The organism is Streptomyces zagrosensis, assembly GCF_014203645.1.
Classification (GTDB): domain Bacteria; phylum Actinomycetota; class Actinomycetes; order Streptomycetales; family Streptomycetaceae; genus Streptomyces; species Streptomyces zagrosensis.
Map to the genome: position 1 here is coordinate 48,096 of NZ_JACHJL010000001.1, position 25,381 is coordinate 73,476.

Sequence of the window (25,381 nt, forward strand, 5' to 3'; positions counted from 1 at the left end):
CCCAAACCGGACTGTGGCCGCCACTCGTGGGACGATGGGTGGAACTGTCACCACGTCCCGCCTAGCTGCTAGCTGCGTTCAATCACCGAATGGACCCTGCGTGCCCGCGATCCCTCCTCACGTGCCGGAGCCGAGCCGTACCGACCCGGCTCTCATCCGTAACTTCTGCATCATCGCGCATATCGACCACGGCAAGTCCACGCTCGCCGACCGGATGCTCCAGCTAACGGGTGTGGTGGAGCAGCGGCAGATGCGTGCGCAGTACCTCGACCGCATGGACATCGAGCGTGAGCGTGGCATCACGATCAAGTCCCAGGCGGTCCGGTTGCCCTGGGCGCCCACCGAGGGCGAGCTCCAGAACTCGACTCATATCCTCAACATGATCGACACCCCGGGCCACGTGGACTTCACCTACGAGGTGTCCCGGTCGCTCGCCGCGTGCGAGGGCTGCGTTCTGTTGGTGGACGCGGCCCAGGGCATCGAGGCGCAGACCCTCGCCAATCTGTATCTGGCGATGGAAAACGAGCTCACGATCATCCCCGTGCTCAACAAGATCGACCTGCCCGCCGCGCAGCCCGAGAAGTTCGCCGCCGAACTGGCGCGCCTCATCGGCTGCGACCCGAGCGAGGTGCTGCGGGTGTCGGCGAAGACCGGCGAGGGCGTGTCGGAGCTGCTGGACCGCGTGGTGGAGCTGGTTCCCGCGCCGGTCGGCGTCGCGGATGCGCCCGCTCGCGCGATGATCTTCGACTCGGTCTACGACTCGTACCGCGGTGTGGTCACCTATGTACGTGTCATCGACGGCCAGCTCAGCAAGCGTGAGCGCATCCGGATGATGTCCACCGGCGCGACCCACGAGCTCTTGGAGATCGGCGTCTCCTCGCCCGAGATGACGGTGTCCGACGGGCTCGGCGTCGGCGAGGTGGGCTACCTGATCACCGGCGTGAAGGATGTCCGGCAGTCGAAGGTCGGCGACACCATCACCTCCTTCCACAAGGGCGCGGTCGAGGCGCTCGGCGGGTACAAGGACCCCAGGCCGATGGTGTTCTCGGGGCTGTACCCGCTGGATGGTTCGGACTATCCGGAGCTGCGGGAGGCGTTGGATAGACTCCAGCTCAACGACGCCGCGCTGGTCTACGAGCCGGAGACCTCCGCCGCGCTGGGCTTCGGCTTCCGTGTCGGCTTCCTTGGCCTGCTGCACCTGGACGTGGTCCGCGAGCGCCTGGAGCGCGAGTTCGGCCTCGATCTGATCGCCACCGCCCCCAACGTGGTCTACCGCGTGATCATGGAGGACGAGGCGGAGCACACGGTCACCAACCCGAGCGAGTTCCCCACCGGCAAGATCGCCGAGGTGTACGAGCCGATGGTGCGGGCGACGGTGCTGGCGCCCAGCGAGTTCATCGGCTCGATCATGGAGCTCTGCCAGGTCCGCCGCGGCTCGCTGCTCGGCATGGACTACCTCTCCGAGGACCGCGTGGAGCTGCGCTACACACTGCCGCTCGCCGAGATCGTCTTCGACTTTTTCGACCAGCTCAAGTCCAAGACGCGCGGTTACGCCTCGCTCGATTACGAGCCCACCGGCGAGCAGACCTCCGCGCTCGTCAAGGTGGACATCTTGCTGCACGGCGACAAGGTGGACGCGTTCTCCGCGGTGACGCACAAGGACAAGGCGTACGCGTACGGCGTGCGCCTGGTGGCCAAGCTGCGTGAGCTCATCCCCCGGCAGAACTTCGAGGTGCCAATCCAGGCAGCCATCGGCAGCCGCGTCATCGCCCGTGAAACGGTGCGCGCGATCCGTAAGGATGTGCTCGCCAAGTGCTACGGCGGCGACATCTCCCGCAAGCGAAAGCTTCTGGAGAAGCAGAAGGAAGGCAAGAAGCGGATGAAGATGGTCGGCAACGTAGAGGTGCCGCAGGAGGCCTTCATCGCGGTGCTGTCCACGGACTCTGACAGCGGCGGCGAGGCCAAGGCGAAGAAGTAAGAAACGGCACAAGCTCCGTGCCGACAGGGGTGTCCGGGCCCGCAGCGCTGCGCTGCGGGCCCGTCGTGTGCAGCGGCCACCGGACGGCGCCGACCACTGTTTCAACGAGCCGACCACAGCCTCTTACATGCTGAGGCGCGGCCATCTAGTCTGATCACTACTCGTAGGTTACTCATGAGTCACTAACGCTGAGGCGGGCCCCGGAGGATGCTGTGACCGACACCCAAGCCTTGCTCGACAACAGGCCGCCGTCGATGGCCACGCTCTTCCTGGAGCGGGTGGAGGCCACACCGGACGCAGAGGCGTACCGCTATCCCGTACCGCCCGCATCGGGCGAGGGGCCCGCTGACTGGCAGCCGCTGAGCTGGGCCGAGTCCGCCACCCGGGTCTTCGCCATCGCGGCCGGCCTTATCGACCTAGGGGTGCAGGGCGAGGAGCGGGTGGCCCTGGCGTGCAGCACCAGGGTCGAGTGGATCTTCGGGGATCTGGCCGTACTGTGCGCTGGCGCCGCGACCACCACCGTCTACCCGTCCACCAACGACGACGAGACGGCGTTCATCCTCTCCGACTCCGGTAGCCGGGTGCTCATCGCCGAAGACGCCGAGCAGCTTCGCAAGGCCCGCGCCAGCCGCGCCGAGCTTCCTGCACTCGCGCACGTGGTGGTGATAGAGGAGGCTGACGCGGTGTCGGCCGTGGGGGACCCGGAGGGCTGGGTGCTCTCGCTCGCCGAGTTGGAACGGCGCGGTGCGAAGTATCTGGAGAAGCACCCGGACAGCGTGCGGGACCGGGTGCACGCGCTGCGTTCCGACCAACTCGCCACCCTCATCTACACCTCTGGCACCACGGGGCGCCCCAAGGGCGTCCGGCTGCCGCACGACGCCTGGTCGTACATGGCCCGCGCGATCGAGGGCATCAAGCTCCTGGAACCCGACGACGTGCAGTACCTGTGGCTGCCGCTCGCGCACGTCTTCGGCAAGGTGCTCGTCGCCGGACAGCTCGCGGTCGGGCACACCACCGCCGTAGATGGCCGCATTGACAAGATCATCGAGAACCTGCCGGTGGTCAGACCCACCTACATGGCCGCCGTGCCGCGCATCTTCGAGAAGGTCTACAACGGGGTCGCAGCCAAGGCCCGAGAGGGCGGCGCGGCCAAGTACAAGATCTTCCAGTGGGCTGCCGATGTCGCCCGCGAGTACGCCAAGACCTCCCAGGACAACTTCCGGCGCACCGGCTCCGCCACCGTGCCCCTGGGCCTGCGCACCAAGCACGGCATCGCCGACAAGCTCGTCTACGCCAAGCTGCGCGAGGCGTTCGGCGGGCGGCTGCGCGCCTGCATCTCGGGTTCGGCCGCACTTGCGCCGGACATCGGCTACTTCTTCGCGGGCGCCGGGATCAACATCCTGGAGGGTTATGGACTGACCGAGTCCAGCGCCGCCAGCTTCGTCAATACCCAGGATTACCGCACCGGTACGGTCGGCAAGGCGCTGCCCGGCCTTGAGGTGCGCATTTCTGACGACGGCGAGATCCTGCTGCGTGGCCCCGGCATCATGCAGGGCTACCACGGGCTGCCGGAGCGCACCGCCGAGGTGCTGGAGTCGGACGGCTGGTTCCACACCGGCGACATCGGCGAGCTGTCCCCCGATGGCTATCTGCGGATCACTGACCGCAAGAAGGACCTGATCAAGACGTCGGGTGGGAAGTACATCGCGCCGGCCGAGGTCGAGGGACAGTTCAAGGCGGTCTGCCCGTTCGTCTCCAACATCTTGGTGCACGGCGCGGACCGTAACTTCTGTACGGCGCTCATCGCGCTGGACGAGCAGGCAATCATGGAATGGGCCAAGGACCAGGGCCTGGACGGTGCGTCCTACGCCAAGGTCACCGCGTCGAAGGAGACCTACGAGCTGATCGACAGCTATGTGCAGCAGCTCAACGAGGGCCTACAGCGCTGGCAGACGATCAAGAAGTTCCGGCTGCTGCCCCGCGACCTGGACATCGCGCACGGCGAACTGACGCCGAGCCTCAAGCTCAAGCGGCCGGTTGTGGAGCGGGAGTACGGTGCCCTGATCGAGGAGATGTACACGGGCTCGCGCGAGACGTAGGCGGCGACGCCGAGCGACTTTCGTCGAAGCCCGCCGGGCGGGCAGGTCAAGGGGCGAACGGGCCACCCTCGGCAGTGGGTCAAGGCACCCCTGCCGAGGGTGTGACGCGAGGCGCTCGTCCAAGTCGCCCCTGGCGTGTGTCCGTACGGCGAACCTGGCTCGACGCACAGCCCTATCCCCCGGCTGTGCATGGCCGGCGCGTCTCTTTGGGTCCGCCTCTGCGAGGAGGTGCGGAACGGCGAAGCCGACTGCCTTTCGTTGCTTGTTGAAGTAACGGAGGCCATCTCGGAGACAGTTGTGGCCATAGGTGTCGTTTCTCTGCTCATCACAGCTCACTTACGTCACTCGGTGCATGGGGACACGGCCGGTCTGTCAGGCTGTCGGCGTCGGACTCGGTGCTATGCCAGAACGTGAAAGCCGCATGGCGGGTGTTCTTCGATCGTCGAAGCCACCGCCGAGGCCGCGCCCAGGTCCACTGACGCCGGGAAGGTGTGCGCCGTGGCATACCCGGCACCGGACCTCCCCGCGGGGCCCGAACCCGACGCCGACAGGTCCACCGGGCACATGTGCCGTACTCGTCTGCCCGGCAACCCATTGGCCCCCGCCGCCGCGCGCCAGTTCGTACGTGCCGCACTGGCCGACTGGGCCGCGCGCGGGCTGCCCGGTAGCGAACAGATCGCCGGCCAACTCGTAGACGACGCCGTGCTCTTGGTGAGCGAACTGGTGACCAACGCCGTGATACACGCGGGCACCGCAGTGGTCGTACGCTGCGCCCTGGAAACCTCGGAATCCGCGGCGCCGGGCGCGACGCTGTACGCGGAGGTGACCGACCACCACCCGGCCCGGATGCTACGCAGCCAGCCCACACCGAGCCGAGACGCCCCGGTCCCCGAGCACGAGCACGGAGCGCCGCCGAGCGGGCCACAACGAGTCGGAGCGCCTCCGGGCGAGCCGCAGCGGAACGGATCAGCCTGGCCCGCCGGCAGTGGCGGCCCTGCGTGCGCTATCAGTGCCTCGTGTGGTGCGGGGGGTGCGGACGGCGCGGATGGTGAGGGCCGTGGGGGTGGTGTGGGTGGTTCGGGCGGTGCGGACGGTGTTGGGCTTGCGCCGGAGTCGGCGGAAGGTGGGGGCCGGGTCGGTAGCGGGCTGCGGTTGGTTGGCACCATCGCCGAGTCCTGGGGCACGAGCTACCGCAGAGCCAGCAAGTCCGTATGGTTCCGGCTGCCCTTGGCTCTCGAAGCCGGCGCGCGCGCCGGCGCTGGGCTCGACCCCGCGCGCGGGGCCGGCGCCGGAGACCGCGAGCGGGGGGCCGGCGATCGGGCGCTGCTCTGTGATCTTCGGGTTGCCGACATCCTGGCGCCTGCACCGCGCCGCGCCGCGATCCACCGCAGCGCACCGGGTTGGCCCAGCCACGGCGCGCTCTCCTTTCTCGCCGAGGCCTCTGACCTGCTGACAGGGCAGCTCGATGAGAACAAGGTGGCCTCGCTGGCGGGGCAAATTCTGGTGCCGAAGCTGGCCGACTGGTGTGCCGTGTGGCTGGAGAGGCCAGGCGCTGAACCGCAGTTGTCGCGGGTCTGGCACGCCAGTGAGAGCCGCACGGCAGAGCTGCGCCGCCAGGTGGAGAAGGGGCCGCCCCGATTGCCGGCCGCCGCTCGTGGCCGAGCGATGGCCTGGCCGTGGCCGGGTAGCCCCTCCGCTTACGGGCCGGGCGGCGCGGCCCTCGCGTGCGGATTGGTCGCGGGTGGACGGGTGGTGGGCACGTTGCTGATCGGCCGGAGCGGGCTGACCCGGATTCCGGATGAGGTGGTGGTCCTCTTCGAGGACTTCGCCCGCCGGGTCGCGCTCGCGCTCGTTGCGGCCCGCCGATACACCCGACAGGCGCAGATCAGCGAGGTGTTGCAGCGTGGGCTGCTGCCGAGCGGACTCGCCCAGATCCCCGGCGTGGAGACGGCGGTCGTGTACGAGCCGACCGGCGGCACGTGCGCGGGCGGCGACTTTTACGACGTCTTCCCGGCTGGGAACGGGCGTTGGTGTTTTGCGCTCGGCGACGTGTGCGGTAACGGCCCAGAGGCAGCCGTCGTCACGGGCCTGGCCCGCCCAGTGCTGCGGCTACTGGCCCGCGAAGGCTATGGCGTGAGCGACGTACTCGACCGGCTCAACCGCACCCTCGGAGAGCAGGCCGTGGAAGTGGCGGCGTCCGACGTCGCGGCCGAGGGCCCGGGGGAGTCGCGTTTCCTGTCCCTGCTCTATGGCGAGCTGGTGCCGTACGACGTGGGGGAGAGCACCACGACGGCGCACGGCGCGAACCCTGGCCAGGACGCCGGCGCGGACAATTCCGCGAGCGCCGATGGCCCGGGCTCCGGGGATGCGGCGAGCGCCGATGGCCCGGACCTTGAGGTCGCTGCGAGCGGTGGTGGCTCAGGTTCTGAGCGCGGGGCAGGCGGTGGCGGCTCAGCTCGTGTGGTGACGACGAGGGACGCCCGTCATGCACGGGCCGTTCGTACGGCGGGAAACGATGACCACGGCGCTGTTCGTTCGACGGATGGCCGCGGTGCGGGGAGCGATTGCCGCGCGCGGGCGGAGGACGGCGACCGTGAGCAGGGGCGCGGGGTGCGGTGCACGCTGGCCAGCGCCGGGCATCCGCTGCCGCTCCTCCTGCGGGCCGATGGCGAGGTGGCGGTGCGCGCGGCACCGCAGCTGCTGCTCGGGGTCGTGGACGATGTGCGGTACGAGAGCGAGAGCTTTGACCTGCTGCCGGGCGAGACCTTGCTCTGTGTGACGGACGGCGTCACCGAGCGCAGATCGAACGAGGCGCAGTTCGATGACGATGACGGGCTGGCCAGAGTGTTGTCCGCGTGCGACGGGCTGACCGCGCAGGAGGTGGCACAGCGGGTGCGCGGCGCCGTGCACGCGTTCGCGGCCTCGCCCCCGGGTGACGACCTGGCGATGCTGGTGCTCCAGGCGGCGCGGTAGCGAGTCATCGCCGCGCGCCCCCCATCAAGTGGCGAATCACACAGGGAGCCGGGCAGCGAATGGGGCGGCGCGCGGTGGGCCCGGTTCGTGCGCCCGCCCGCACGCCCGGCCCGCGCCCAGCTCGCACGCCCAGTCCGCGCGCCCAGTGCCGGCGCGGATGCCGGACAATGGGGCCCATGCCTTCCGTACTGCCCGATGGTGAGCCCATGCCCGACGACGGGGCGTTGCCGCAGCACGCCCTGGAGGGGGCCGGGGCGCGACCGCTCGGGTTCTACCTGCACGTTCCGTACTGCGCCACCCGTTGCGGATACTGCGACTTCAACACGTACACCGCCAGCGAGCTGCGCGGTTCCGGCGGCGCGCTCGCCTCTCGGGACAACTACGCGGACATGGTCATCGAAGAAGTACGGCTGGCCCGCAAGGTACTCGGGGACGATCCGCGGCCGGTGGAGACGGTGTTCGTTGGCGGGGGGACGCCGACCCTGCTCGACGCCGCCGACCTGGTCCGCATGCTGGCTGCCATCCGGGACGAGTTCGGCCTCGCGCCCGGCGCTGAGGTCAGCACCGAGGCCAACCCCGAGTCGGTCGATGAGCGCTACCTCGCCGAACTGCGCGCGGGCGGCTTCAACCGGGTCTCGCTCGGCATGCAAAGCGCCCGACAGCATGTGCTCAAGGTGCTCGACCGCACCCACACCCCCGGCCGCCCCGAGCGCTGCGTGGAGCTGGCCCGCGCCGCCGGATTCGAGCACGTCAACCTCGACCTGATCTACGGAACGCCGGGGGAGAGCGACGCGGACTGGCGGGCTTCCCTTGACGCCGCGCTTGGCGCCGGGCCCGACCATGTGTCGGCGTACGCGCTGATCGTCGAGGAGGGCACACAGCTCGCCCGCCGCATCCGGCGCGGCGAGGTTCCGATGACCGATGACGATGTGCACGCCGACCGCTACCTGATCACGGAGGAGATGCTGTCGGCCGCGGGCTTCGACTGGTACGAGGTGTCGAACTGGGCCACCACCGAAGCGGGCCGCTGCCGCCATAACGAGCTGTACTGGCGCGGCGCCGACTGGTGGGGCGCGGGCCCTGGGGCGCACAGCCATGTGGGGGGCGTGCGCTGGTGGAACGTCAAGCACCCCGGGGCGTACGCGCAGGCGCTCACCGAGGGCCGCTCGCCGGGCGCGGGCCGCGAGGTGCTGAGCGCCGAGGACCGCCGCGTGGAGCGCATCCTGCTCGAACTGCGGCTAGCGGACGGCTGCCCGCTGGCCATCCTGGCCCCGGCAGGGACCCGCGCGGCGGCCCGCGCCCTGTCGGACGGGCTCCTGGAGCAGGGCCCGTACGCCCGCGGCCGGGCCGTACTGACGCTGCGCGGCCGGCTCCTCGCGGACGCGGTGGTACGGGACCTGGTGGACTGATGCGCTCGAACAGGTGAACCGGTGCCGCTTCTCAATGCGGCTGCCTACGCTGTCCGTAGGCTGCGTTGCGCGAAGCGGCGGATGTGGAGGGCCACGAAGATGACCGCTGTGGGAGATCGGCTGATCACTGAATACTTCGAGAACCTAGAAGTTCCCGAGGGGTACAGGGCAGAGCTCCTGCGGGGGGAAATCGTGATGATGGCGGTGCCCGACTGGGTCCACAACATGATCGTTCTGCGAATCCAGGATCAATTCTCCCGCGACCGCTGGCACCCGGTGACCACGCAGGACATCGCGATTCCGGGGGAGGCCAGCGAACCCCAGCCCGACCTTGTCGTCATCGAGCACGGGGCGTTCGACGGGCCCGGCCGACTCGTCCCGGCCCCCGCGACGACCGTGGTGCTTGAAGTCGTCTCCAAGACCAGCAGGCTCCGTGACTATGTGACCAAGCGGTCGATGTACGCCGCGGGCCAGGTTCCGCTCTACCTGATCGTCGATCCGTACGAGGCCCGGTGCGTCCTGCTGTCCGAGCCATCCGGCGCGGGCGAGGCGGCCGACTACCGCACGGAGCGGACCAGTGCGTTCGGGGAGGCGGTCCCGCTGGGCGCGCTCGGCCTCGCGCTGGACACCACGGATTTCGGCACCCTCCCGGCCGCTCCGCTGGCCGCTACCGGACTTGCCGTCGCCCCAGTCACCCCCGTTGCCCCCGCCACGCCTGTGGCCCCTGGTGCCCCCGCCGTCACGCCGGAGCCGTGACGAAGTCGATCAGCTCTTCCACCCGACCCAGGAGTTCCGGTTCCAGGTCCTTGTACGAGCGGACCGAGCCCACGATCCGCTGCCAGGCCGCTCCCGTGTTCTCCGGCCAGCGCAGGGCGCGGCAGATGCCCGTCTTCCAGTCCTGGCCGCGGGGCACCACCGGCCAGGCCTCGATGCCCAGCGTCGCGGGCTTCACCGCCTGCCAGATATCGATGTAGGGATGCCCGACGACTAGGACGTTGCTGTGGCCACCGCCACCGCCACCGCCATCGCCGCTGCCGGTGACCTCCGCGGCGATCCGGGACTCCTTGGAGCCGGGGACCAGATGGTCAACGAGGACGCCGAGCCGGGCGTCTGGGGCGGGGCCGAACTCCCGGACGATGGCGGGCAGATCGTCGATGCCCTCCAGATACTCCACGACGACGCCCTCGATGCGCAGGTCATCGCCCCACACCCGCTCTACCAACTCGGCGTCGTGCCGGCCCTCCACATAGATGCGTCCGGCGCGCGCCACCCTCGCACGCGCCCCCGGTACAGCGATCGAGCCGGAGGCGGTACGGGCCCGCCCCCCGTTCCCGGCGGCTTGGGCTCGGGGCCGCGGTCGTACGAGGGTGATGGGGCGGCCTTCGATGAGGAAGCCCGCCGGGCCCATGGGGAAGACCCGGTGCTTGCCGAAGCGGTCCTCCAGCGTGACCGTGGGCCCCTCGGCAGTCTTCTCACAGCGGATGACGGCGCCACAAAATCCGGTGGTCACCTCCTCCACCACCAGGTCCGTCTCGGCCGCCACCTCGGGCACGGCCGTGGGCTTCTTCCAGGGCGGGGTCAGATCGGGCCCGTACTGTCTGCTGCGCATGCGCAAGACGATAGCTTTCGCACCGCGCCGGCCCCTTGGCGCCGGCCCCCACGACTCGCCCCCCACGCCTGGCCCCAACGTCCCGCGCCTACGTCCCGCCCCTACGTCCGCCCCGCAGCCTCGGCCTACGGCACTGCGAAGCGCCGCGCCAACGTCTCGCGCTGCTGGCGGACGAATGCCGCGTCCACCACGGCCCCATGCCCCGGCACGTACATCGCGTCCGCACCACCAAGGGCGAGCAGCCGGTCCAAGGCCGCTGGCCACTGTGCGGGGAGCGCGTCCGGGCCCGCCTGGGGCTCGTCGGACTCCTCGACCAGGTCGCCGCAGAAGACCACCTCCGGCGAACCCGGTACCAAGACGGCCAAGTCGTACGCGGTGTGGCCGGGGCCGACGTTGGCCAGCAGCACCTCGCGCCCACCGCCGAGCCCAAGGGTGAGTTCGCCGCACACCAAGTGGCCCGGGCGCACCAGGTGGTCGGCCGCCTCCGCCACCGCGTCGGGCTCGGCCCCGTGGCGTACCGCATCGGCGCACAGCGCCTCCCGCTCCTGAAGCAGTACGCCGTCGAGCCCAGCTGCCCCGTACACCTGCACGCCGGCGAAGGCGGCGGCGCCAAGGACGTGGTCGAAGTGCGGATGGGTGAGCACGACATGGGTGACCGGGCGGCCGAACAGCGCTCGCACCTCGCGGCGGATCTCGGCACCCGCACCCAGCGTTGCCCCGGTGTCCACGACCAGGACTCCCGTCGCGCCGGCGACGGCGCCGACCGTCGCATCCCAGCCCGGCAGCCGACGCCGAGCGACGCCCGGCGCGAGCATCTCCCAGCGGCTGTGTACGGGCTCCTCCGCGCTGCTCTCCATGGGATGACGCTAGCTCGCGAAGCAGCACCGCGCTTGGCTGGTCCCCGGTGGTTTCCGGCCCTCCGCGCCCATGACTGTGGACACTCTTGCCCGGACCGTGGCTACCCGCCGTACACTGGCCCAGGAGAGTTGGCACTCGGGCCCGATGAGTGCCAGGGAAAATCACCCGATAGACGGTTTGACTGGAGGTGCGCGCGGTGCTGAGTGAACGCAGGCTTGAGGTACTGCGCGCCATCGTCCAGGACTATGTCGGTACGGAGGAGCCGGTGGGCTCCAAGGCGCTCACCGAGCGGCATCAGCTCGGCGTTTCGCCGGCTACGGTGCGTAACGACATGGCCGCGCTTGAGGACGAGGGCTTCATCGCTCAACCGCACACCAGCGCCGGCCGCATTCCCACGGACAAGGGCTACCGCCTCTTCGTGGACAAGCTCGCCGGTGTGAAACCGCTCTCATCGCCGGAGCGCCGGGCCATCCAGAATTTCCTGGGCGGCGCGGTAGACCTGGACGACGTAGTGGGGCGCACGGTGCGGCTGCTGGCGCAGCTCACCCGGCAGGTCGCGGTTGTGCAGTATCCGTCGTTGACCCGTTCCACGGTGCGCCATGTCGAGTTGCTCGCGCTCGCACCCGCGCGCGTGATGCTCGTGCTGATCACCGACACGGGCCGGGTCGAGCAGCGGATGGTGGACTGCCCGGCGCCGGTCGGTGAGACGGCGTTGGCGGACCTGCGGGCGCGGCTCAACAGCCGGGTGGTGGGGCGCCGGTTCGCGGACGTGCCGCAACTGGTGCAGGACCTCCCGGAGTCCTTCGAGCAGGAGGACCGGGGCACGGTCTCCACGGTGCTGGCGACTCTTTTGGAGACGCTGGTCGAGGAGACCGAGGAGCGGCTGATGATCGGCGGCACTGCGAATCTCACTCGTTTCGGCCATGATTTCCCGCTCACTATTCGGCCAGTGCTGGAGGCCCTTGAGGAGCAGGTCGTCCTCCTCAAGCTGCTCGGCGAAGCCGAGGATTCGGCCATGACCGTACGAATCGGTCATGAGAACGCTCACGAGGGCCTGAGCTCCACATCCGTAGTCGCTGTCGGCTACGGTTCGGGCGACGAGGCAGTCGCAAAACTCGGCGTGGTCGGACCGACCCGCATGGACTACCCCGGAACGATGGGAGCGGTACGCGCAGTGGCACGATACGTCGGACAGATCCTCGCGGAGTCGTAAGTGGCGACGGACTACTACGCCGTCCTGGGCGTACGGCGCGATGCCTCTCAGGACGAGATCAAAAAGGCGTTCCGACGGCTCGCGCGTGAGCTGCATCCGGACGTCAACCCCGATCCGAAGACCCAAGAGCGGTTCAAGGAGATCAACGCCGCCTACGAGGTGCTCTCCGACCCGCAAAAGAAGCAGGTCTACGACCTCGGCGGCGACCCGCTGTCGAGCGCGGCGGGTGGTGGCCAGGGCGGCTTCGGTGCCGGCTTCGGCAACTTCTCCGACATCATGGACGCCTTCTTCGGCACCGCCTCGCAGCGCGGCCCGCGCTCGCGTACCCGGCGCGGCCAGGACGCCATGATCCGGCTCGATATCGAGTTGGATGAGGCGGCGTTCGGCACCACCAAGGAAATCCAGGTCGATACGGCCATTGTGTGCACGACCTGTAGCGGCGAGGGTGCTGCGCCCGGTACCTCCGCCCAGACCTGTGACATGTGTCGCGGTCGGGGTGAGGTTTCGCAGGTCACTCGGTCCTTCCTGGGCCAGGTCATGACCTCGCGACCGTGCCCGCAGTGCCAGGGCTTTGGCACCGTGGTGCCGACGCCGTGCCCGGAGTGCGCGGGTGATGGGCGGGTGCGATCCCGCCGCACCCTGACCGTCAAGATCCCCGCGGGCGTGGACAACGGCACCCGCATCCAACTGGCGGGCGAGGGCGAGGTCGGCCCCGGTGGCGGCCCCGCCGGCGATCTGTACGTGGAGATCCACGAGGCCCCGCACGCGGCGTTCCAGCGCCGTGGCGACGATCTGCACTGCACGGTCACCATCCCGATGACGGCGGCGTCGCTCGGCACGAAGGTGCCGCTGGAGACGCTGGACGGCCTGGAGGAGATCGACATTCGCCCGGGCACCCAGTCCGGCCAGTCGATCCCGCTGCACGGGCGTGGCATCACGCATCTACGCGGCGGTGGCCGAGGCCAGCTCATCATTCACGTTGAGGTCACCACCCCGGGCAAGCTCGATCCGGAGCAGGAAGAACTCATGCGCCGGCTGGCCAAGTTGCGCGGTGAAGAACGCCCGTTGGGCGAGTTCAAGCCCGGGCAGCAGGGCCTGTTCTCCCGGCTGAAGGACGCGTTCAACGGGCGGTGAGGCACCGCACTCGGGTACGGGGATGGCGAGGGGAACCCCGCCGTCCCCTGCCCCGTGACTGCTCCCGGGCCTCGTGATCTCGAATAGTGGCATGGCGTTCGCGTAAGCCGGACGGTGCCGCCCGATCCCTGTATCACTGCTGGGCGCCGATTCCGTCGCGTACGGGCTCGGCGCCCGAGCCGTTCGGTGCCGCGAAAGCGGGGGCGGTGCGCGCTGCTGATGGAGGCGTCCATCCGCGCGGAAGCCGTGTGCACGGCGTGGAAGAGGCGTGATGTAGCGGTGGAGAATGGGTGGCCGATGTTCGGTGGGTGGACGCCCAGGGGTGTTACCCGCTGCTGTGAATGGCGTGACACGATGTGGTCATGTCCTCCGCGTTGACCGATCTCTACCGGTATCCGATCGTGCAGGCCCCCATGGCGGGTGGTGCCTCGCGCCCGCAGCTCGCCGCCGCCGTGGGAGCGGCCGGGGGGCTCGGTTTCCTCGCCGCCGGGTATAAGACGCCAGGGGCGATGTACGAGGAGATCAAGCATCTGCGCGCGCAGAGCGATGCGCCGTTCGGCGTGAATGTCTTCATGCCGCAGCCCGCCACGGCAGACCCCTCCGCCGTCGCCGTCTACCGCGATCAGCTCGCGGGCGAGGCCGCTTGGTACGAGACGCCGCTCGGTGATCCCGACGCGGGCACCGACGATGCCTATGACGCCAAGCTCGCGATCCTCCGCGAAGATCCGGTGCCAGTCGTCTCGTTCACCTTCGGCTGCCCGACGCGCGCCGTGTGCGAGGCGTTCGCCAAGGTCGGCACGGTGACCGTGGTGACCGTCACCACCGTGGACGAAGCGCTCGCCGCACACGCGGCGGGTGCCGACGCCGTCTGCGTGCAGGGCATCGAGGCGGGCGGCCATCAGGGCACGCACCGCGATGACCCGCACGCCCAGGGCCCCGGCTCGGGGATCGGGCTGTTGTCGCTGATCGAGCTGGTACGGGACGCGGTGCCGCTGCCGATCATCGCCGCCGGCGGGCTGATGCGCGGCGCGCAGATCGCCGCCGTACTCGCGGCCGGCGCCTGCGCCGCGCAGCTCGGTACCGCGTTTTTGGTCTGTCCCGAGTCCGGCGCGAACCCCCTGCACAAGCGGGCCATGACCGACACCGTCTTCACGCGTACGGAGTTGACCCGGGCCTTTTCCGGGCGCCCGGCTCGCGGCCTGGTGAACCGTTTCCTACGCGAGCACGGCCCGTATGCACCACCGGCCTATCCGCAGGTGCACCACCTCACCTCCGGGCTACGGAAGGCCGCCGCGAAGGCCGGCGACCCGCAGGGCATGGCGCTGTGGGCAGGACAGGGGCACCGGCTGGCCAGGGAGCTGCCGGCGGAACACCTGGTGGCGGCGCTGGTCGCCGAACTCAACGCCGCCCGCATGGAGTTGACCGCCGCCGCCGGGCACGCGCCGACCCAGCGGCACGCCGAAGACGGCTACGTCCAAGAGGGTTACGCCGAAGAGGGTTACGCCGAAGAGGATTACGCCGGAGAGCGCTACGCAGCAGAGGGCGGGGCCGCGTGACCGCCCCGGTCTTTGTCACCGGCCCCCTGGACGGCGCCGCGGTCGGCACCACGCTCACGCTGGACGGCCCCGAGGGGCGGCACGCGGTGGCGGTGCGTCGGCTTCGGGTTGGCGAGCAGGTCGTGCTGACCGATGGCGCCGGCCTGGGCGCGTACGGCGCGGTGACCGCCGTCGAGGGCAAGGACCGGCTGACGGTCGAGGTGGCGGAGGTACGCGTCGAGCCGGCGCCGCTGCCCCGGATCACCGTCGTCCAGGCGTTGCCCAAGGGCGACCGGGGCGAGCTCGCCGTGGAGACCATGACCGAGACCGGCGTGGACGCCATCGTGCCGTGGCCCGCCGCCCGCTGCGTCACCCAGTGGCGGGCCGAGCGGGGCGCCAAGGCGCTGGCCAAGTGGCGGTCCGCCGCCCGAGAGGCGGGCAAGCAGTCGCGCCGGCTGCGCTTTCCCGAGGTCGCCGACGCGATGACCACGCCCCAGGTGGCCGAGTTGTTGTCGCGGGCCACGTTCGCCGCCGTCCTGCACGAGGAGGGCTCTGAGCCGTTGGCCGCAGCGTCGCTGCCGGACCAGGGTGATCTCGTGTTGGTCGTCGGGCCCGAAGGGGGCGTATCCCCGGAGGAGTTGGCGGTGTTCGCCGACGCGGGCGCCGGACCGTACCGGCTGGGTCCGAGCGTGCTGCGGACCTCCACGGCCGGGACGGCCGCGGTCGCGCTGCTGCTCGGCCGGACGGGACGCTGGGGGTAGGGGCCCGCCGACCCGTGTGGGTGTCCCACGAACGGGGGAGTGGCTGAGGGAGCCCTTTCGTGCATGTGGGAGGGGCTGGCAGGCTTGCCGTCCATGGGGGCAACGAGACAAGCACGACGATGGCGGCACACGGTCATCGCGCTGGGTGCGCTGGGTACGGCGGTTGGCACGTTGGCGGCCTGTGACGACGTCGAGGGCGGGCTGCGCGCGACCACCGTAGCGGTCACCACGGACAAGGTAGGCACCCGCGCGTTGGAGCGCGGTGGAATCGATGTGCAGTGGCTGACCTGCACGGCGCAAATCAAGCGCGAGGACGACGGCAAGGGCAACGACCGTTCCAAGGCGCCGCGCTCGCGCAACGAAGGCCGTGCGCAGGTCTCCTGCCGCGGCGAGACCAACGGCAACCAGGACCTGAAAATTGACGGGCTGGTCACGTACGTACGCGAAGACCGCTGCGTACGCGGTGACTTGACCGGAACCCTGGAGGGCCGGGTGGTCTTCGAAGCGGACCTGATCGGCGAGTGCGCCGGCGGGCAGCCCAACCGCCCCACCAAGACCTAGTCCACCCGCCGCCCCGCACGCGGCCCAAGCGCGCCCCCGGCACTGACCCGCGCCCCAGCAACTTCTGATGGCCTCGGGGAACAGGCCCCCTGAGTGGACGTGCGGCGATAAGGGGAGACGAATGAGGAAATAGAGGAGATAGGGGAAATAGAGGAACCGAGGAGGCAGGGGAACGGGGCGAAGCCGGGTCCGCGCCGCGGGGCCGCTAGCATGCGAGGTATCCCAACGGACGGTGCGAAGGAGACGCGGGCGATGGCGGGAGCACCGCAGGCCGACTGCTTGTTCTGCAAGATCGTGAAGAAGGAGGTGCCGGCGACTGTGGTCCGCGAGACCGCGACCACGCTGGCCTTCCGCGATATAAACCCGCAGGCCCCCACGCACATCCTCGTCATCCCCAAGTCCCACCACCCGGACGCCGCAGCGCTCGCCGCCGCCGAGCCGGAGACCGCAGCGGACCTGCTGCGCGAGGCGGGCCAGGTCGCCGTGGACGAGAAGATCAGCGACACCGGATACCGCATCGTGCTCAACACCGGGAGCGGCGCCGGACAGACCGTCTTCCACGCGCACGCTCACGTACTCGGTGGACGCGGCCTCAACTGGCCTCCCGGGTAACTCAGTTGTCCGTACGTGAACTGGTCGTCCTGGGCACAGCCAGCCAAGTGCCGACCCGGCACCGTAACCACAACGGCTATCTGCTGCGCTGGGACGGCCAGGGCATCCTCTTCGACCCGGGCGAGGGTACCCAGCGGCAGATGCTGCGCGCGGGAGTCGCCGCCCACGACCTACACCGCATCTGCGTCACGCACTTCCACGGTGATCACTCGCTCGGCCTTGCCGGGGTCATCCAACGCATCAACTTGGACCGGGTGCCGCACCCGATCACCGCGCACTATCCGGCCAGTGGTCAGCGGTTCTTCGACCGGCTGCGGTACGCGACCGCCTACCGCGAGACGGTGGAGCTGGCCCAGGAACCGGTCCGTGGGCCGGGCGGCACGCTCGCGGTCTGTGGCGCGTACACGCTCAGCGCGCAGCGGCTCTCACACCCGGTCGAGTCGTACGGCTATCGCCTGGTCGAGCCGGACGGCCGCCGGATGCTCCCCGACCGGCTCGCGGCGCACGGCGTGGCCGGTCCGCTGGTCGGCACGCTCCAGCGGGAGGGCACGGTGCACGTGGCGGGGCGTACGGTCGCGCTGGAGGAGGTCAGCGAGGTGCGGCGGGGGCAGCGCTTCGCCTTCGTGATGGACACCCGGTTGTGCGACAGCGTGTACGCCTTGGCCGAAGGGTGCGACCAACTCGTCATCGAGTCCACCTTCCTTGACGAGGATGCGGCGCTCGCCCATGAGCATGGCCACCTGACGGCCGGTGCGGCGGCGCGGGTCGCTGCGGACGCGGGCGTACGGCAGCTGGTGCTCACCCACTTCTCGCAGCGGTACAGCGAACCGGCCGAGTTCGCACGGCAGGCCCGCGCTGCGGGTTTCGACGGGGACCTCGTGGTCGCCCACGACCTGCTGCGGGTCCCCGTTCCCCGGCGAGGCGGGCCAGCAGCGGCTGGCGGCTGATTGGGGCGGGTCGGGTGCCTTGAAGGGCTTATGAGTGACTCGTCTCGACCCGGCCCTGGTCGGTGAGCGCTGCGGCGGTGGCGCGGGCGAAGGCATCGGGGTTATCCAGCATGATGTTGTGGCCGCAGTCCGGGATGGCGACGAGCGCCACCCCGGCCGCGGCGAGCGCATCGGCGCCCGGCAGCGGAGCGTCGGCCGCTGGCAGCAGGTAGGTACGGGGAATGGCCAGGCCCAGCAGCAACTCACGCAGCGTGCGGGCCCGTTCGCGGGTGAGATGGACCGCGGTGCGATGCAGGGCGGCACGGTCGGCCAGCCGCATCGTGGACCACCAGTGGGCGCCGGCCCGGTCGCGGACCTCGGCCCAACCACTGGCCAAGAATTCCTGCTCCGAGTAGGCGGCGATGCCGCTGCTGCCTCCGGCGCCGGGCTTGGGCGCGATCGGGTCGAGGTTCGCGTCGATCAGTACCAGGCGGGACACCAAATGGGGGTGCCGGTCCGCCAAGACGATGGCCACGGAGCCGCCCATGCTGTGGGCGATCAACTCCGCGCCGGTGACCTCCGCGTGGGTGAGGGCCGCGGCGAGCGCATCGGCGTGCGCTTCCAGGGTGTAGTCGAAGTCCTGCGGCCGGTCGCTGATGCCGTGCCCCAAGAGGTCGATCAGCAACGAACGGCGGCCGGCTAGCAGGGGGTGGACGGCGACCGCGGCGAAGTAAGCCGGCGATGTGGCGCCCAAACCATGCACGTACACGCGCGTCGGCTGCTGGCCCGGCAGCTCGACCCAGCGGATGTGGTCGCCCTCGGGCGTCACGGCGGCGTTACGCACGGTCTGCTCCCCTTCGGTCGTGATCGACGAAATCAACGAAATCGGCTAAATCGACTAAGGGGCCGAAATCGACGAAGGGCTGAGCCTAGCCACCGGGCTTCCGCCAGCCGCCAAGGAGCCCTGCGCAGCTCCCGGCGAGGGCCCGTAACGGCAACCCCCGGCGAGGGAGGGCCGCCACGGCGCCGACGCCCCGAACCGGGTTGGCCCTTGGCCGTGCAGGGGCCGGCGACCCGAACCGGGTTGGCCGCGTGGTGCCGGTGTGATGCCTGTGAAGTGGGATGCGGGGGAGCGGTGCTGGGAGCGGAATCGTGCAGACTGGCCGAACCTGCACCGTGGGGGCGTACCGGCGGCCATGGCCGGACCTTCGCGGCGCGGTAGTGCAAGGCAGTACGGCGAGGTACGGCGAGGGAGCACACCGTGACACGGCGAGACGGAGACGGGGACATCCGGGCGAACGGCGACGGCGCGGCGCACTGCGAGCCACCGGCCGAGCCCCGAAGCGGCGCCCACGGAGCAGCCCGCTCCGGGCAGCGCGGAGCCGCGGGTGGGAACGGACGGACGGATGCGCCCTACGAAGCCGCGTCGCACGGCTCAGGGCCGCAGGCGGCTGCTCACGGGGATGAGCGGCGCCCCGGCCAGCGTGGCGGGGGTGGCCGCTCGGGCGGGCCCGCCGCAGGCGGCGCGGCCGGCTTCCCCGAGAGCGTGCTGCGGCCCGTGGTCGATCCGCTCGCCGCGGTGCGCAGCCCGGGCGACCCCGCCTGCGATGTCTATCTGACCGGGCCCATTTTCTTGGACATCATCTTCACGGGGCTCGACTCGGCTCCGGTGCGCGGCACCGAGTCTTGGGCCCGGGGCATGGGTTCCAGCCCCGGAGGCGTCGCGAACATGGCCACCGCGCTGGCCCGCCTTGGCCTGCGCACCTCGCTCGCCGCGGCCTTCGGCGACGACATGTACGGGGACTACTGCCGGGACGCCCTCGACCGCGGTGAGGGCATCGACCTGTCGCTGTCCCGCACGGTGCCCGGCTGGCACTCTCCGGTCACCGTCTCCATGGCGTACGAGGGTGAGCGCACCATGGTCTCGCACGGGCACGAGGCCCCGCCAACGCAGGCCGCTTCGCCCGTGGAGGGGGCGTTCGACGGGGAGCCTGCGCCGGAGTGCCCGCCCCCGGCACGCGCCTGCGTGGCCTCCCTGGTGCCAGGAACCCGGGAGGAGTGGATCAGGCACGCCGCACGCCGGGGCAGCCGGGTCTTCGCCGACGTGGGCTGGGACGACACCGGGCGTTGGGACCCGGCTGACCTCGCCGATTTGGAGCACTGCGAGGCTTTCCTGCCGAACGCGGCCGAGGCGATGCGCTACACCCGCACCGAATGCCCGCGCGCCGCCGCCTGGGCCCTCACCGACAAGGTGCCGCTGGCCGTGGTGACGCTGGGCTCCGAGGGGGCGTACGCGGTGGACGGCCGCACCGGCGAGAGCGCCGAAGTGCCCGCCATCGCGGTCGAAGCGCTGGACCCCACCGGCGCGGGGGACGTGTTCGTGGCCGGCTTCATCACCGGGACACTGGCCGGCTGGCCGCTCGCTGACCGGCTCGCCTTCGCCGGATTGACCGCCGCCCTGTCGGTGCAGGAGTTCGGCGGCTCGCTGTCCGCGCCCGGCTGGGTGGAGATCGCCGCCTGGTGGCAGCACGTACGGGCCTTCGACGATCAGAGCCTGGTCGCCGGGCACGGCAGTGCGCTGCGCCGCTACGCGTTCTTGGACGGGCTGCTCCCCTCGGCACAGCGCCCCTGGCCGCTGCGCCGCGCGGTGCCCACGATCGGCTTCCGTCAGCCGTGACGCCGGCGGCTTGTGCTCATGGCTGCCCCCGGCACGTGGGCTGCTGGCTCGCCCCGCGGCGCGCGAAAGTCGAGGCCGGTCCCGAAAAAGGGCTCGGGCCTTGTCAGTGGGGCGACGTAGGCTGGGTACCCCAAGCCGCTGAATCACGGAAAGAGGGATGAGCAGGCCCCAGAGCCGGCCCATGACGCAGACACCCACAGCCCAAAACCCCGCGCAGGGGCAGGCACGCGCCCATTTCACCGTCCCGGCCAAGCACCCGATGGTCATGGTCTTGGGCTCAGGCGACTCCCTGCTGCGTGTGATTGAGGACTCGTTCCCGGCAACGGACATCCATGTCCGGGGCAATCAGATCAGCGCGGTCGGCGACCGGCAGGAAGTCGCCCTGATCCAGCGCCTTTTCGACGAGATGATGCTGGTGCTGCGCACCGGTCAACCGATGACGGAGGATGCGGTGGAGCGTTCGATCGCCATGCTGCGCGCGGTGGAGAACGGCGGCGAGCAGACGGAGACCCCCGCCGAGGTCCTGACGCAAAACATCCTCTCCAACCGGGGTCGCACAATCCGCCCCAAGACGCTCAACCAAAAGCGCTACGTCGATGCCATCGACAAGCACACGATCGTCTTCGGCATCGGTCCCGCCGGTACGGGCAAGACCTATCTGGCCATGGCCAAGGCGGTCCAGGCTCTCCATGCCAAGCAGGTCACCCGAATCATCTTGACCAGGCCCGCGGTCGAGGCGGGCGAGCGGCTCGGGTTCCTGCCCGGAACGCTCTACGAGAAGATCGACCCGTATCTGCGCCCGCTCTACGATGCGCTGCACGACATGCTTGACCCCGAGTCCATCCCGCGCCTGATGGCCGCGGGCACGATCGAGGTGGCCCCGCTCGCGTACATGCGCGGCCGGACGCTGAACGACGCCTTCATCATCCTGGACGAGGCGCAGAACACGAACCCCGAGCAAATGAAGATGTTCCTGACTCGCCTCGGCTTCGAATCCAAGATCGTGATTACTGGAGACGTCACCCAAATCGACCTGCCGGGGGGCACGAAGAGCGGTCTGCGACAAGTCCAGGGCATCCTGGAAGGGGTGGATGATGTGCACTTCTCCCGGCTCACCAGCACGGATGTTGTTCGGCACAAGCTCGTCGGCCGTATTGTCGATGCGTACGACCTGTACGACAGCCGCAACGGGCTGTCGCACTAGCAGGCCCGTGCGCGAGCTCGCCGTGACCTAGCCGTCGCGGTGTGCCGCGGTACAACGAGCTCACTGGCATCGGTAATCGGAGAGATCAGCAGCCCCATGGCGATCGACGTCAACAACGAATCCGGCACGGATATCGACGAACAGGCGGTGCTGGACGTCGCCCGGTACGCCTTGGCCCGGATGCGTATCCACCCGCTTGCCGAGCTGTCGATCATCGTCATCGACGCCGACGCCATGGAGCAGCTCCATCTCCAGTGGATGGAGCTGCCAGGGCCGACCGACGTCATGTCCTTCCCGATGGATGAGCTGCGTCCACCGGGCAAGGACGACGACGATCCACCACAGGGGCTTCTCGGCGATATCGTGCTCTGCCCCGAGGTCGCCGAGAAGCAGGGCGCAGAGGCCCCAACGGAGCACAGCATGAACGAGGAGCTCCAGCTGCTCACCGTGCACGGCTGCCTTCACCTCCTCGGCTACGACCACGAGGAGCCGGACGAGCGGGCCGAAATGTTCAGCCTGCAAAAGGCGATCATCGACGGCTGGCGCGCCGAGCGCGGCATGGAGGGCCCGTCGCCGGCCCCCACCACCCGGTGAGCGCCGCCCGATGACCGCGCAACTCATCACCTCGGCCGTCCTGCTCGTCGTCATCGCCTGGCTTGCGGCCTGCGCGGAGGCGGGTCTCGCCCGTACGACCCGCTTTCGCGCGCAGGAAGCGGTGCGTTCGGGGCGGCGCGGCAGCGCCAAGCTGATGGCCGTCGCCGAGGACCCGACCCGCTATCTGAATGTGGCCCTGCTGGTCCGCGTCGCCTGCGAGGTGGCGGCGGGTGCCGTCGTCACCTACGCCTGTGTCCGGGCGTACGACGAAACCTGGGAGGCGCTGGCCATCGCGATCGGCGTGATGGTCCTGGTCTCCTATGTCGCGGTCGGCGTCTCACCTCGTACGATCGGCCGCCAGCACCCGCTGAACACCGCGACGGCGGCGGCGTACGCACTGCTGCCGCTGGCCCGGATCATGGGCCCCATCCCGCAACTCCTCATCCTCATCGGCAACGCGCTCACCCCCGGCAAGGGCTTCCGCAAGGGCCCCTTCGCCTCGGAGGCCGAGCTGCGGGCCATGGTGGACCTGGCCGAGCAGGAGTCGCTGATCGAGGACGAGGAGCGCCGCATGGTGCACTCCGTCTTCGAACTGGGCGACACCTTGGTGCGCGAGGTGATGGTGCCGCGTACGGACCTGGTCGCCATCGAGCGCTTCAAGACCATCCGGCAGGCCCTCACACTGGCGCTGCGCTCCGGTTTCTCCCGCATCCCGGTCACTGGCGACAGCGAGGACGACGTGGTCGGCATCGTCTACCTCAAGGACCTCGCCCGCAAGACGCACATCAATCGAGAGTCCGAAAGCGACTTGGTCTCCACCGCCATGCGGCCCGCGACCTTCGTGCCGGACACGAAGAACGCGGGCGATCTGCTGCGCGAAATGCAGCAGGAGCGCAATCACGTCGCCGTCGTCATCGACGAGTACGGCGGCACAGCCGGTGTCGTCACCATCGAGGACATCCTGGAGGAGATCGTCGGTGAGATCACCGACGAGTACGACCGTGAGTTGCCGCCGGTCGAAGACCTGGGCGAGCACTGCTACCGGGTTACGGCCCGCCTCGATATCGGCACCCTCGGCGAGCTGTACGGGCTTCGCCTGGATGACGAGGACGTGGAGACGGTCGGCGGCCTGCTGGCCAAGTCGCTCGGCCGGGTGCCGATCGCCGGTGCGGTCGCCGATGTTGATCTGAGCGCCGACACCACCGATCCCGACCTGACCGCGCTGCGCCTGACAGCCGAGTCCCCGGCCGGGCGGCGGAACCGGATCATGACGGTCCTCGTGGAGCCGGTCCGCCCCACGGGCGCCTCGCAGGTCCCTACCGGCGAGCGCGAGCAGGAGGGCGTGGAGCCAGAGCGGCACCGCTAGCGGCGCCGCCCATGCGCTGCCCCTGGCTTGGCCAGATGCGGTCCCGGGGTGGAAGGCGGGCCATGCGGTACGTACTGGGTCACACCGGGTCACACCTATTCGCGGTTCACCCGCACAGGGCCGTGTCCACGGCGCTCTCCACGTGCTGCGCGGCGCTGCCCACCGGGACCGTGGTCACCGTGATACTGGCGGCGCGGCCGTCCTCGGTGACGCCGCCACGGGATCGGTATCCCGGAGTGGTGCCGCCGTGCCCCCAGTACACGCCGCCGCACGACAGCCGCTTGCTCTGTAGGCCCAGCCCGTAGCGCACCCCCGGGCCGAGAGCGTCGGCGGCGACGGTGGAGCGCATCTGAGCGAGCTGCGCCGGGGCGAGCAGCCGGCCCGCGAGCAGCGCGGCGTAGAACCGGTTGAGGTCGGAGTTCGTGGACACCATCGCACCCGCCGCCCACGCCATGGACGCGTCCATCGCGGTGAAGTCGTACGAAGGCCCACCGACCACGTCCCTGAAGTAGCCGCGGGGATGGGGCTCGTGGATGGTGGTGTCGCCGGCGGTGGGGAAATAGGTGTGGCGCAGTCCGATGCGATCGATGACGCGCCGAGTGATCTCTTCCCCGATGGGCCGGCCGGTGACCTTTTGCACCAGCAGGCCCGCGACGAGGTAATTCGTGTTGCTGTACCGCCATTTCGAACCCGGCGAGTCTGGTGAGCCCGGCGAGTCTGGTGAGCCCGGTGAGCCCGGTGAGCCCGGCGAGCCCGGTGAAAATAAAGCCTGTCGTGCGAGGGCCATATCGAGGAGATCGCGCGGCTCGAAGTGCCGGTACTGGACGGTGGTGAAGTCCGCGAAGTTGGGGGAATGCATGTAATCGGGGAGCCCGCTGGTGTGCTGGAGGAGTTGGCGGACGGTGATGTTGCGCCCGTCACTTCCGTTTCCGCGCAGGACATTCGGCAGATACGTATCGACGGGGGCAGCAAGGTCGATTTTTCCTTCACCGACCAGTTGCAGCACGACCACAGCGGTGAACGCCTTGGTATTGCTGCCGATCCGCACCTGCCCATCCCGAGGCACCTTCGACCCGGTTGCCAGGTCGGCGACGCCGGCGGTGTGGTTACGGGTCCGCCCGGCGCGGTCCGTGACGCTGGCCAGCGCGGCAGGCATGCCGTCAGCGCGTACCAACGCGTGCACAGCGCGCTGAACATGGTCTGTCCTGCCGGCGGACGCCGCGGGCGGGGCCGCTACTCCCACCGTCACGACGCCGGTGACCACCGTGACCGTAGCGATCACGGCTCTGCCTCGACCGCCAGGTAAACGGCGTAAACGACACCCGGGCCATGCGTGTTCGCGCATGAAACAACTCCTGTCGGATCACTGGGAAAGCCGGCGAAGGCTGAGGGCCGTACATGCATGGCGGGCAACGGACCCGGCCAGAGCGCGGATCACATTGTCCTTTGGTGACGGCTGGATGTCGGGTTTTTCCCGGCCGGTGTCCCGCTCATCGGCGCAGCGCGGATGCCACATAGCGTTGGAACGCAGTACGAGAAACCGGTACGAGAAACCAGTACAAGAAAGCAGTACGAGAAAGAGCCTGGGAGCGGGGGCCGGGCTGAGCCGCTGATCGGGACCGTCGTCGTGGACCGGAGACTGACCCACGGGCCCGGGTGGGACCGCGACCGGAGCCACGGGAGTTGCGAGACGACAGTCCTAGCACACCGGCGACGGCAGGCGGGGCCGTTTCACCCGAATCAGGACCGTACCCGGGCCATCGAGCGGGCCTCATGGTCCGCGCCCAAGGCCCACGGCTCAGCGCACCGCGACGCTGGTCAGGGGTGGTCAAGGCGAGGCGCCGCCGCCAACCAGCGCTGCCAACCAGCGCC

The 25,381-nt window shown here is 69.8% G+C and carries 20 protein-coding genes; 16 read left to right on the forward strand and 4 right to left on the reverse strand.

Annotated elements, in window-relative coordinates:
• The first annotated feature begins 100 nt into the window (after positions 1–100).
• The 5 genes from lepA to FHS42_RS00215 all read left to right on the forward strand — a co-directional run bounded on the left by lepA (position 101) and on the right by FHS42_RS00215 (position 9,215).
• Positions 101–1,978 carry a translation elongation factor 4 gene (gene lepA, locus FHS42_RS00195; protein WP_184568424.1) on the forward strand — a complete coding sequence of 626 codons (1,878 nt, stop codon included), beginning with the start codon at positions 101–103 and terminating at the stop codon, positions 1,976–1,978.
• Positions 1,979–2,190: 212 nt separating this feature from the next.
• Positions 2,191–4,077 carry an AMP-dependent synthetase/ligase gene (locus tag FHS42_RS00200; RefSeq protein ID WP_184568425.1) on the forward strand — a complete coding sequence of 629 codons (1,887 nt, stop codon included), beginning with the start codon at positions 2,191–2,193 and terminating at the stop codon, positions 4,075–4,077.
• Between the two features lie 498 nt (positions 4,078–4,575).
• Positions 4,576–7,050, forward strand: coding sequence for a SpoIIE family protein phosphatase (locus tag FHS42_RS36450; RefSeq protein ID WP_376772488.1), 2,475 nt, complete (start codon positions 4,576–4,578; stop codon positions 7,048–7,050).
• A 176-nt stretch (positions 7,051–7,226) separates the two neighbouring features.
• Complete coding sequence (gene hemW / locus FHS42_RS00210) at positions 7,227–8,459, forward strand: radical SAM family heme chaperone HemW (protein ID WP_184568426.1); 1,233 nt, start codon at positions 7,227–7,229, stop codon at positions 8,457–8,459.
• A 99-nt stretch (positions 8,460–8,558) separates the two neighbouring features.
• A complete protein-coding gene (locus FHS42_RS00215) occupies positions 8,559–9,215 on the forward strand; it encodes a Uma2 family endonuclease (RefSeq protein WP_184568427.1) in 657 nt (218 codons plus the stop codon).
• On the opposite strand, the gene FHS42_RS00220 is transcribed toward FHS42_RS00215, so the two are convergent.
• Together FHS42_RS00220 and FHS42_RS00225 are read right to left on the reverse strand one after the other, a co-directional pair.
• A complete protein-coding gene (locus tag FHS42_RS00220) occupies positions 9,199–10,068 on the reverse strand; it encodes a DUF3097 domain-containing protein (RefSeq protein ID WP_184568428.1) in 870 nt (289 codons plus the stop codon). The genes FHS42_RS00215 and FHS42_RS00220 overlap by 17 nt on opposite strands.
• A gap of 125 nt (positions 10,069–10,193) precedes the next feature.
• Complete coding sequence (locus FHS42_RS00225) at positions 10,194–10,925, reverse strand: MBL fold metallo-hydrolase (RefSeq protein WP_184568429.1); 732 nt, start codon at positions 10,923–10,925, stop codon at positions 10,194–10,196.
• 197 nt (positions 10,926–11,122) lie between these two features.
• On the opposite strand from FHS42_RS00225, the gene hrcA reads away from it, so the two are divergent.
• The 7 genes from hrcA to FHS42_RS00260 all read left to right on the forward strand — a co-directional run bounded on the left by hrcA (position 11,123) and on the right by FHS42_RS00260 (position 17,689).
• Positions 11,123–12,139, forward strand: a complete 1,017-nt coding sequence (gene hrcA, locus FHS42_RS00230; protein WP_184568430.1) for a heat-inducible transcriptional repressor HrcA — start codon at positions 11,123–11,125, stop codon at positions 12,137–12,139.
• Positions 12,140–13,273, forward strand: coding sequence for a molecular chaperone DnaJ (gene dnaJ, locus FHS42_RS00235; RefSeq protein ID WP_184568431.1), 1,134 nt, complete (start codon positions 12,140–12,142; stop codon positions 13,271–13,273).
• Between the two features lie 362 nt (positions 13,274–13,635).
• Positions 13,636–14,829, forward strand: a complete 1,194-nt coding sequence (locus FHS42_RS00240) for a nitronate monooxygenase (RefSeq protein ID WP_184568432.1) — start codon at positions 13,636–13,638, stop codon at positions 14,827–14,829.
• The gene (locus FHS42_RS00245) at positions 14,826–15,569 is read left to right on the forward strand and encodes a 16S rRNA (uracil(1498)-N(3))-methyltransferase (protein ID WP_184568433.1); all 744 of its coding nucleotides are present in this window, start codon (positions 14,826–14,828) and stop codon (positions 15,567–15,569) included. Before FHS42_RS00240 ends, FHS42_RS00245 begins: the two co-directional genes overlap by 4 nt.
• A 93-nt stretch (positions 15,570–15,662) precedes the next feature.
• Entirely contained in the window at positions 15,663–16,130 is a 468-nt protein-coding gene (locus tag FHS42_RS00250) for a hypothetical protein (protein WP_184568434.1), read from the forward strand.
• 252 nt (positions 16,131–16,382) lie between these two features.
• Complete coding sequence (locus FHS42_RS00255) at positions 16,383–16,742, forward strand: histidine triad nucleotide-binding protein (RefSeq protein ID WP_184568435.1); 360 nt, start codon at positions 16,383–16,385, stop codon at positions 16,740–16,742.
• Between the two features lie 5 nt (positions 16,743–16,747).
• Complete coding sequence (locus tag FHS42_RS00260) at positions 16,748–17,689, forward strand: ribonuclease Z (protein WP_184568436.1); 942 nt, start codon at positions 16,748–16,750, stop codon at positions 17,687–17,689.
• Positions 17,690–17,717: 28 nt separating this feature from the next.
• Here FHS42_RS00260 and FHS42_RS00265 read toward each other — a convergent pair whose 3' ends face one another.
• Positions 17,718–18,512, reverse strand: a complete 795-nt coding sequence (locus FHS42_RS00265; protein ID WP_184568437.1) for an alpha/beta fold hydrolase — start codon at positions 18,510–18,512, stop codon at positions 17,718–17,720.
• Between the two features lie 702 nt (positions 18,513–19,214).
• Here FHS42_RS00265 and FHS42_RS00270 point away from each other — a divergent pair.
• The 4 genes from FHS42_RS00270 (at position 19,215) to FHS42_RS00285 (ending at position 23,509) form a co-directional block, all read left to right on the forward strand.
• Positions 19,215–20,345, forward strand: a complete 1,131-nt coding sequence (locus FHS42_RS00270) for a carbohydrate kinase family protein (RefSeq protein ID WP_312866691.1) — start codon at positions 19,215–19,217, stop codon at positions 20,343–20,345.
• A gap of 181 nt (positions 20,346–20,526) precedes the next feature.
• The gene (locus FHS42_RS00275; protein ID WP_184568438.1) at positions 20,527–21,549 is read left to right on the forward strand and encodes a PhoH family protein; all 1,023 of its coding nucleotides are present in this window, start codon (positions 20,527–20,529) and stop codon (positions 21,547–21,549) included.
• 96 nt (positions 21,550–21,645) lie between these two features.
• Entirely contained in the window at positions 21,646–22,143 is a 498-nt protein-coding gene (ybeY, locus tag FHS42_RS00280; RefSeq protein WP_184568439.1) for an rRNA maturation RNase YbeY, read from the forward strand.
• 10 nt (positions 22,144–22,153) lie between these two features.
• A complete protein-coding gene (locus tag FHS42_RS00285) occupies positions 22,154–23,509 on the forward strand; it encodes a hemolysin family protein (RefSeq protein WP_184568440.1) in 1,356 nt (451 codons plus the stop codon).
• Positions 23,510–23,615: 106 nt separating this feature from the next.
• On the opposite strand, the gene FHS42_RS00290 is transcribed toward FHS42_RS00285, so the two are convergent.
• Positions 23,616–24,791, reverse strand: a complete 1,176-nt coding sequence (locus FHS42_RS00290) for a serine hydrolase domain-containing protein (RefSeq protein WP_312866642.1) — start codon at positions 24,789–24,791, stop codon at positions 23,616–23,618.
• Positions 24,792–25,381: the final 590 nt, after the last annotated feature.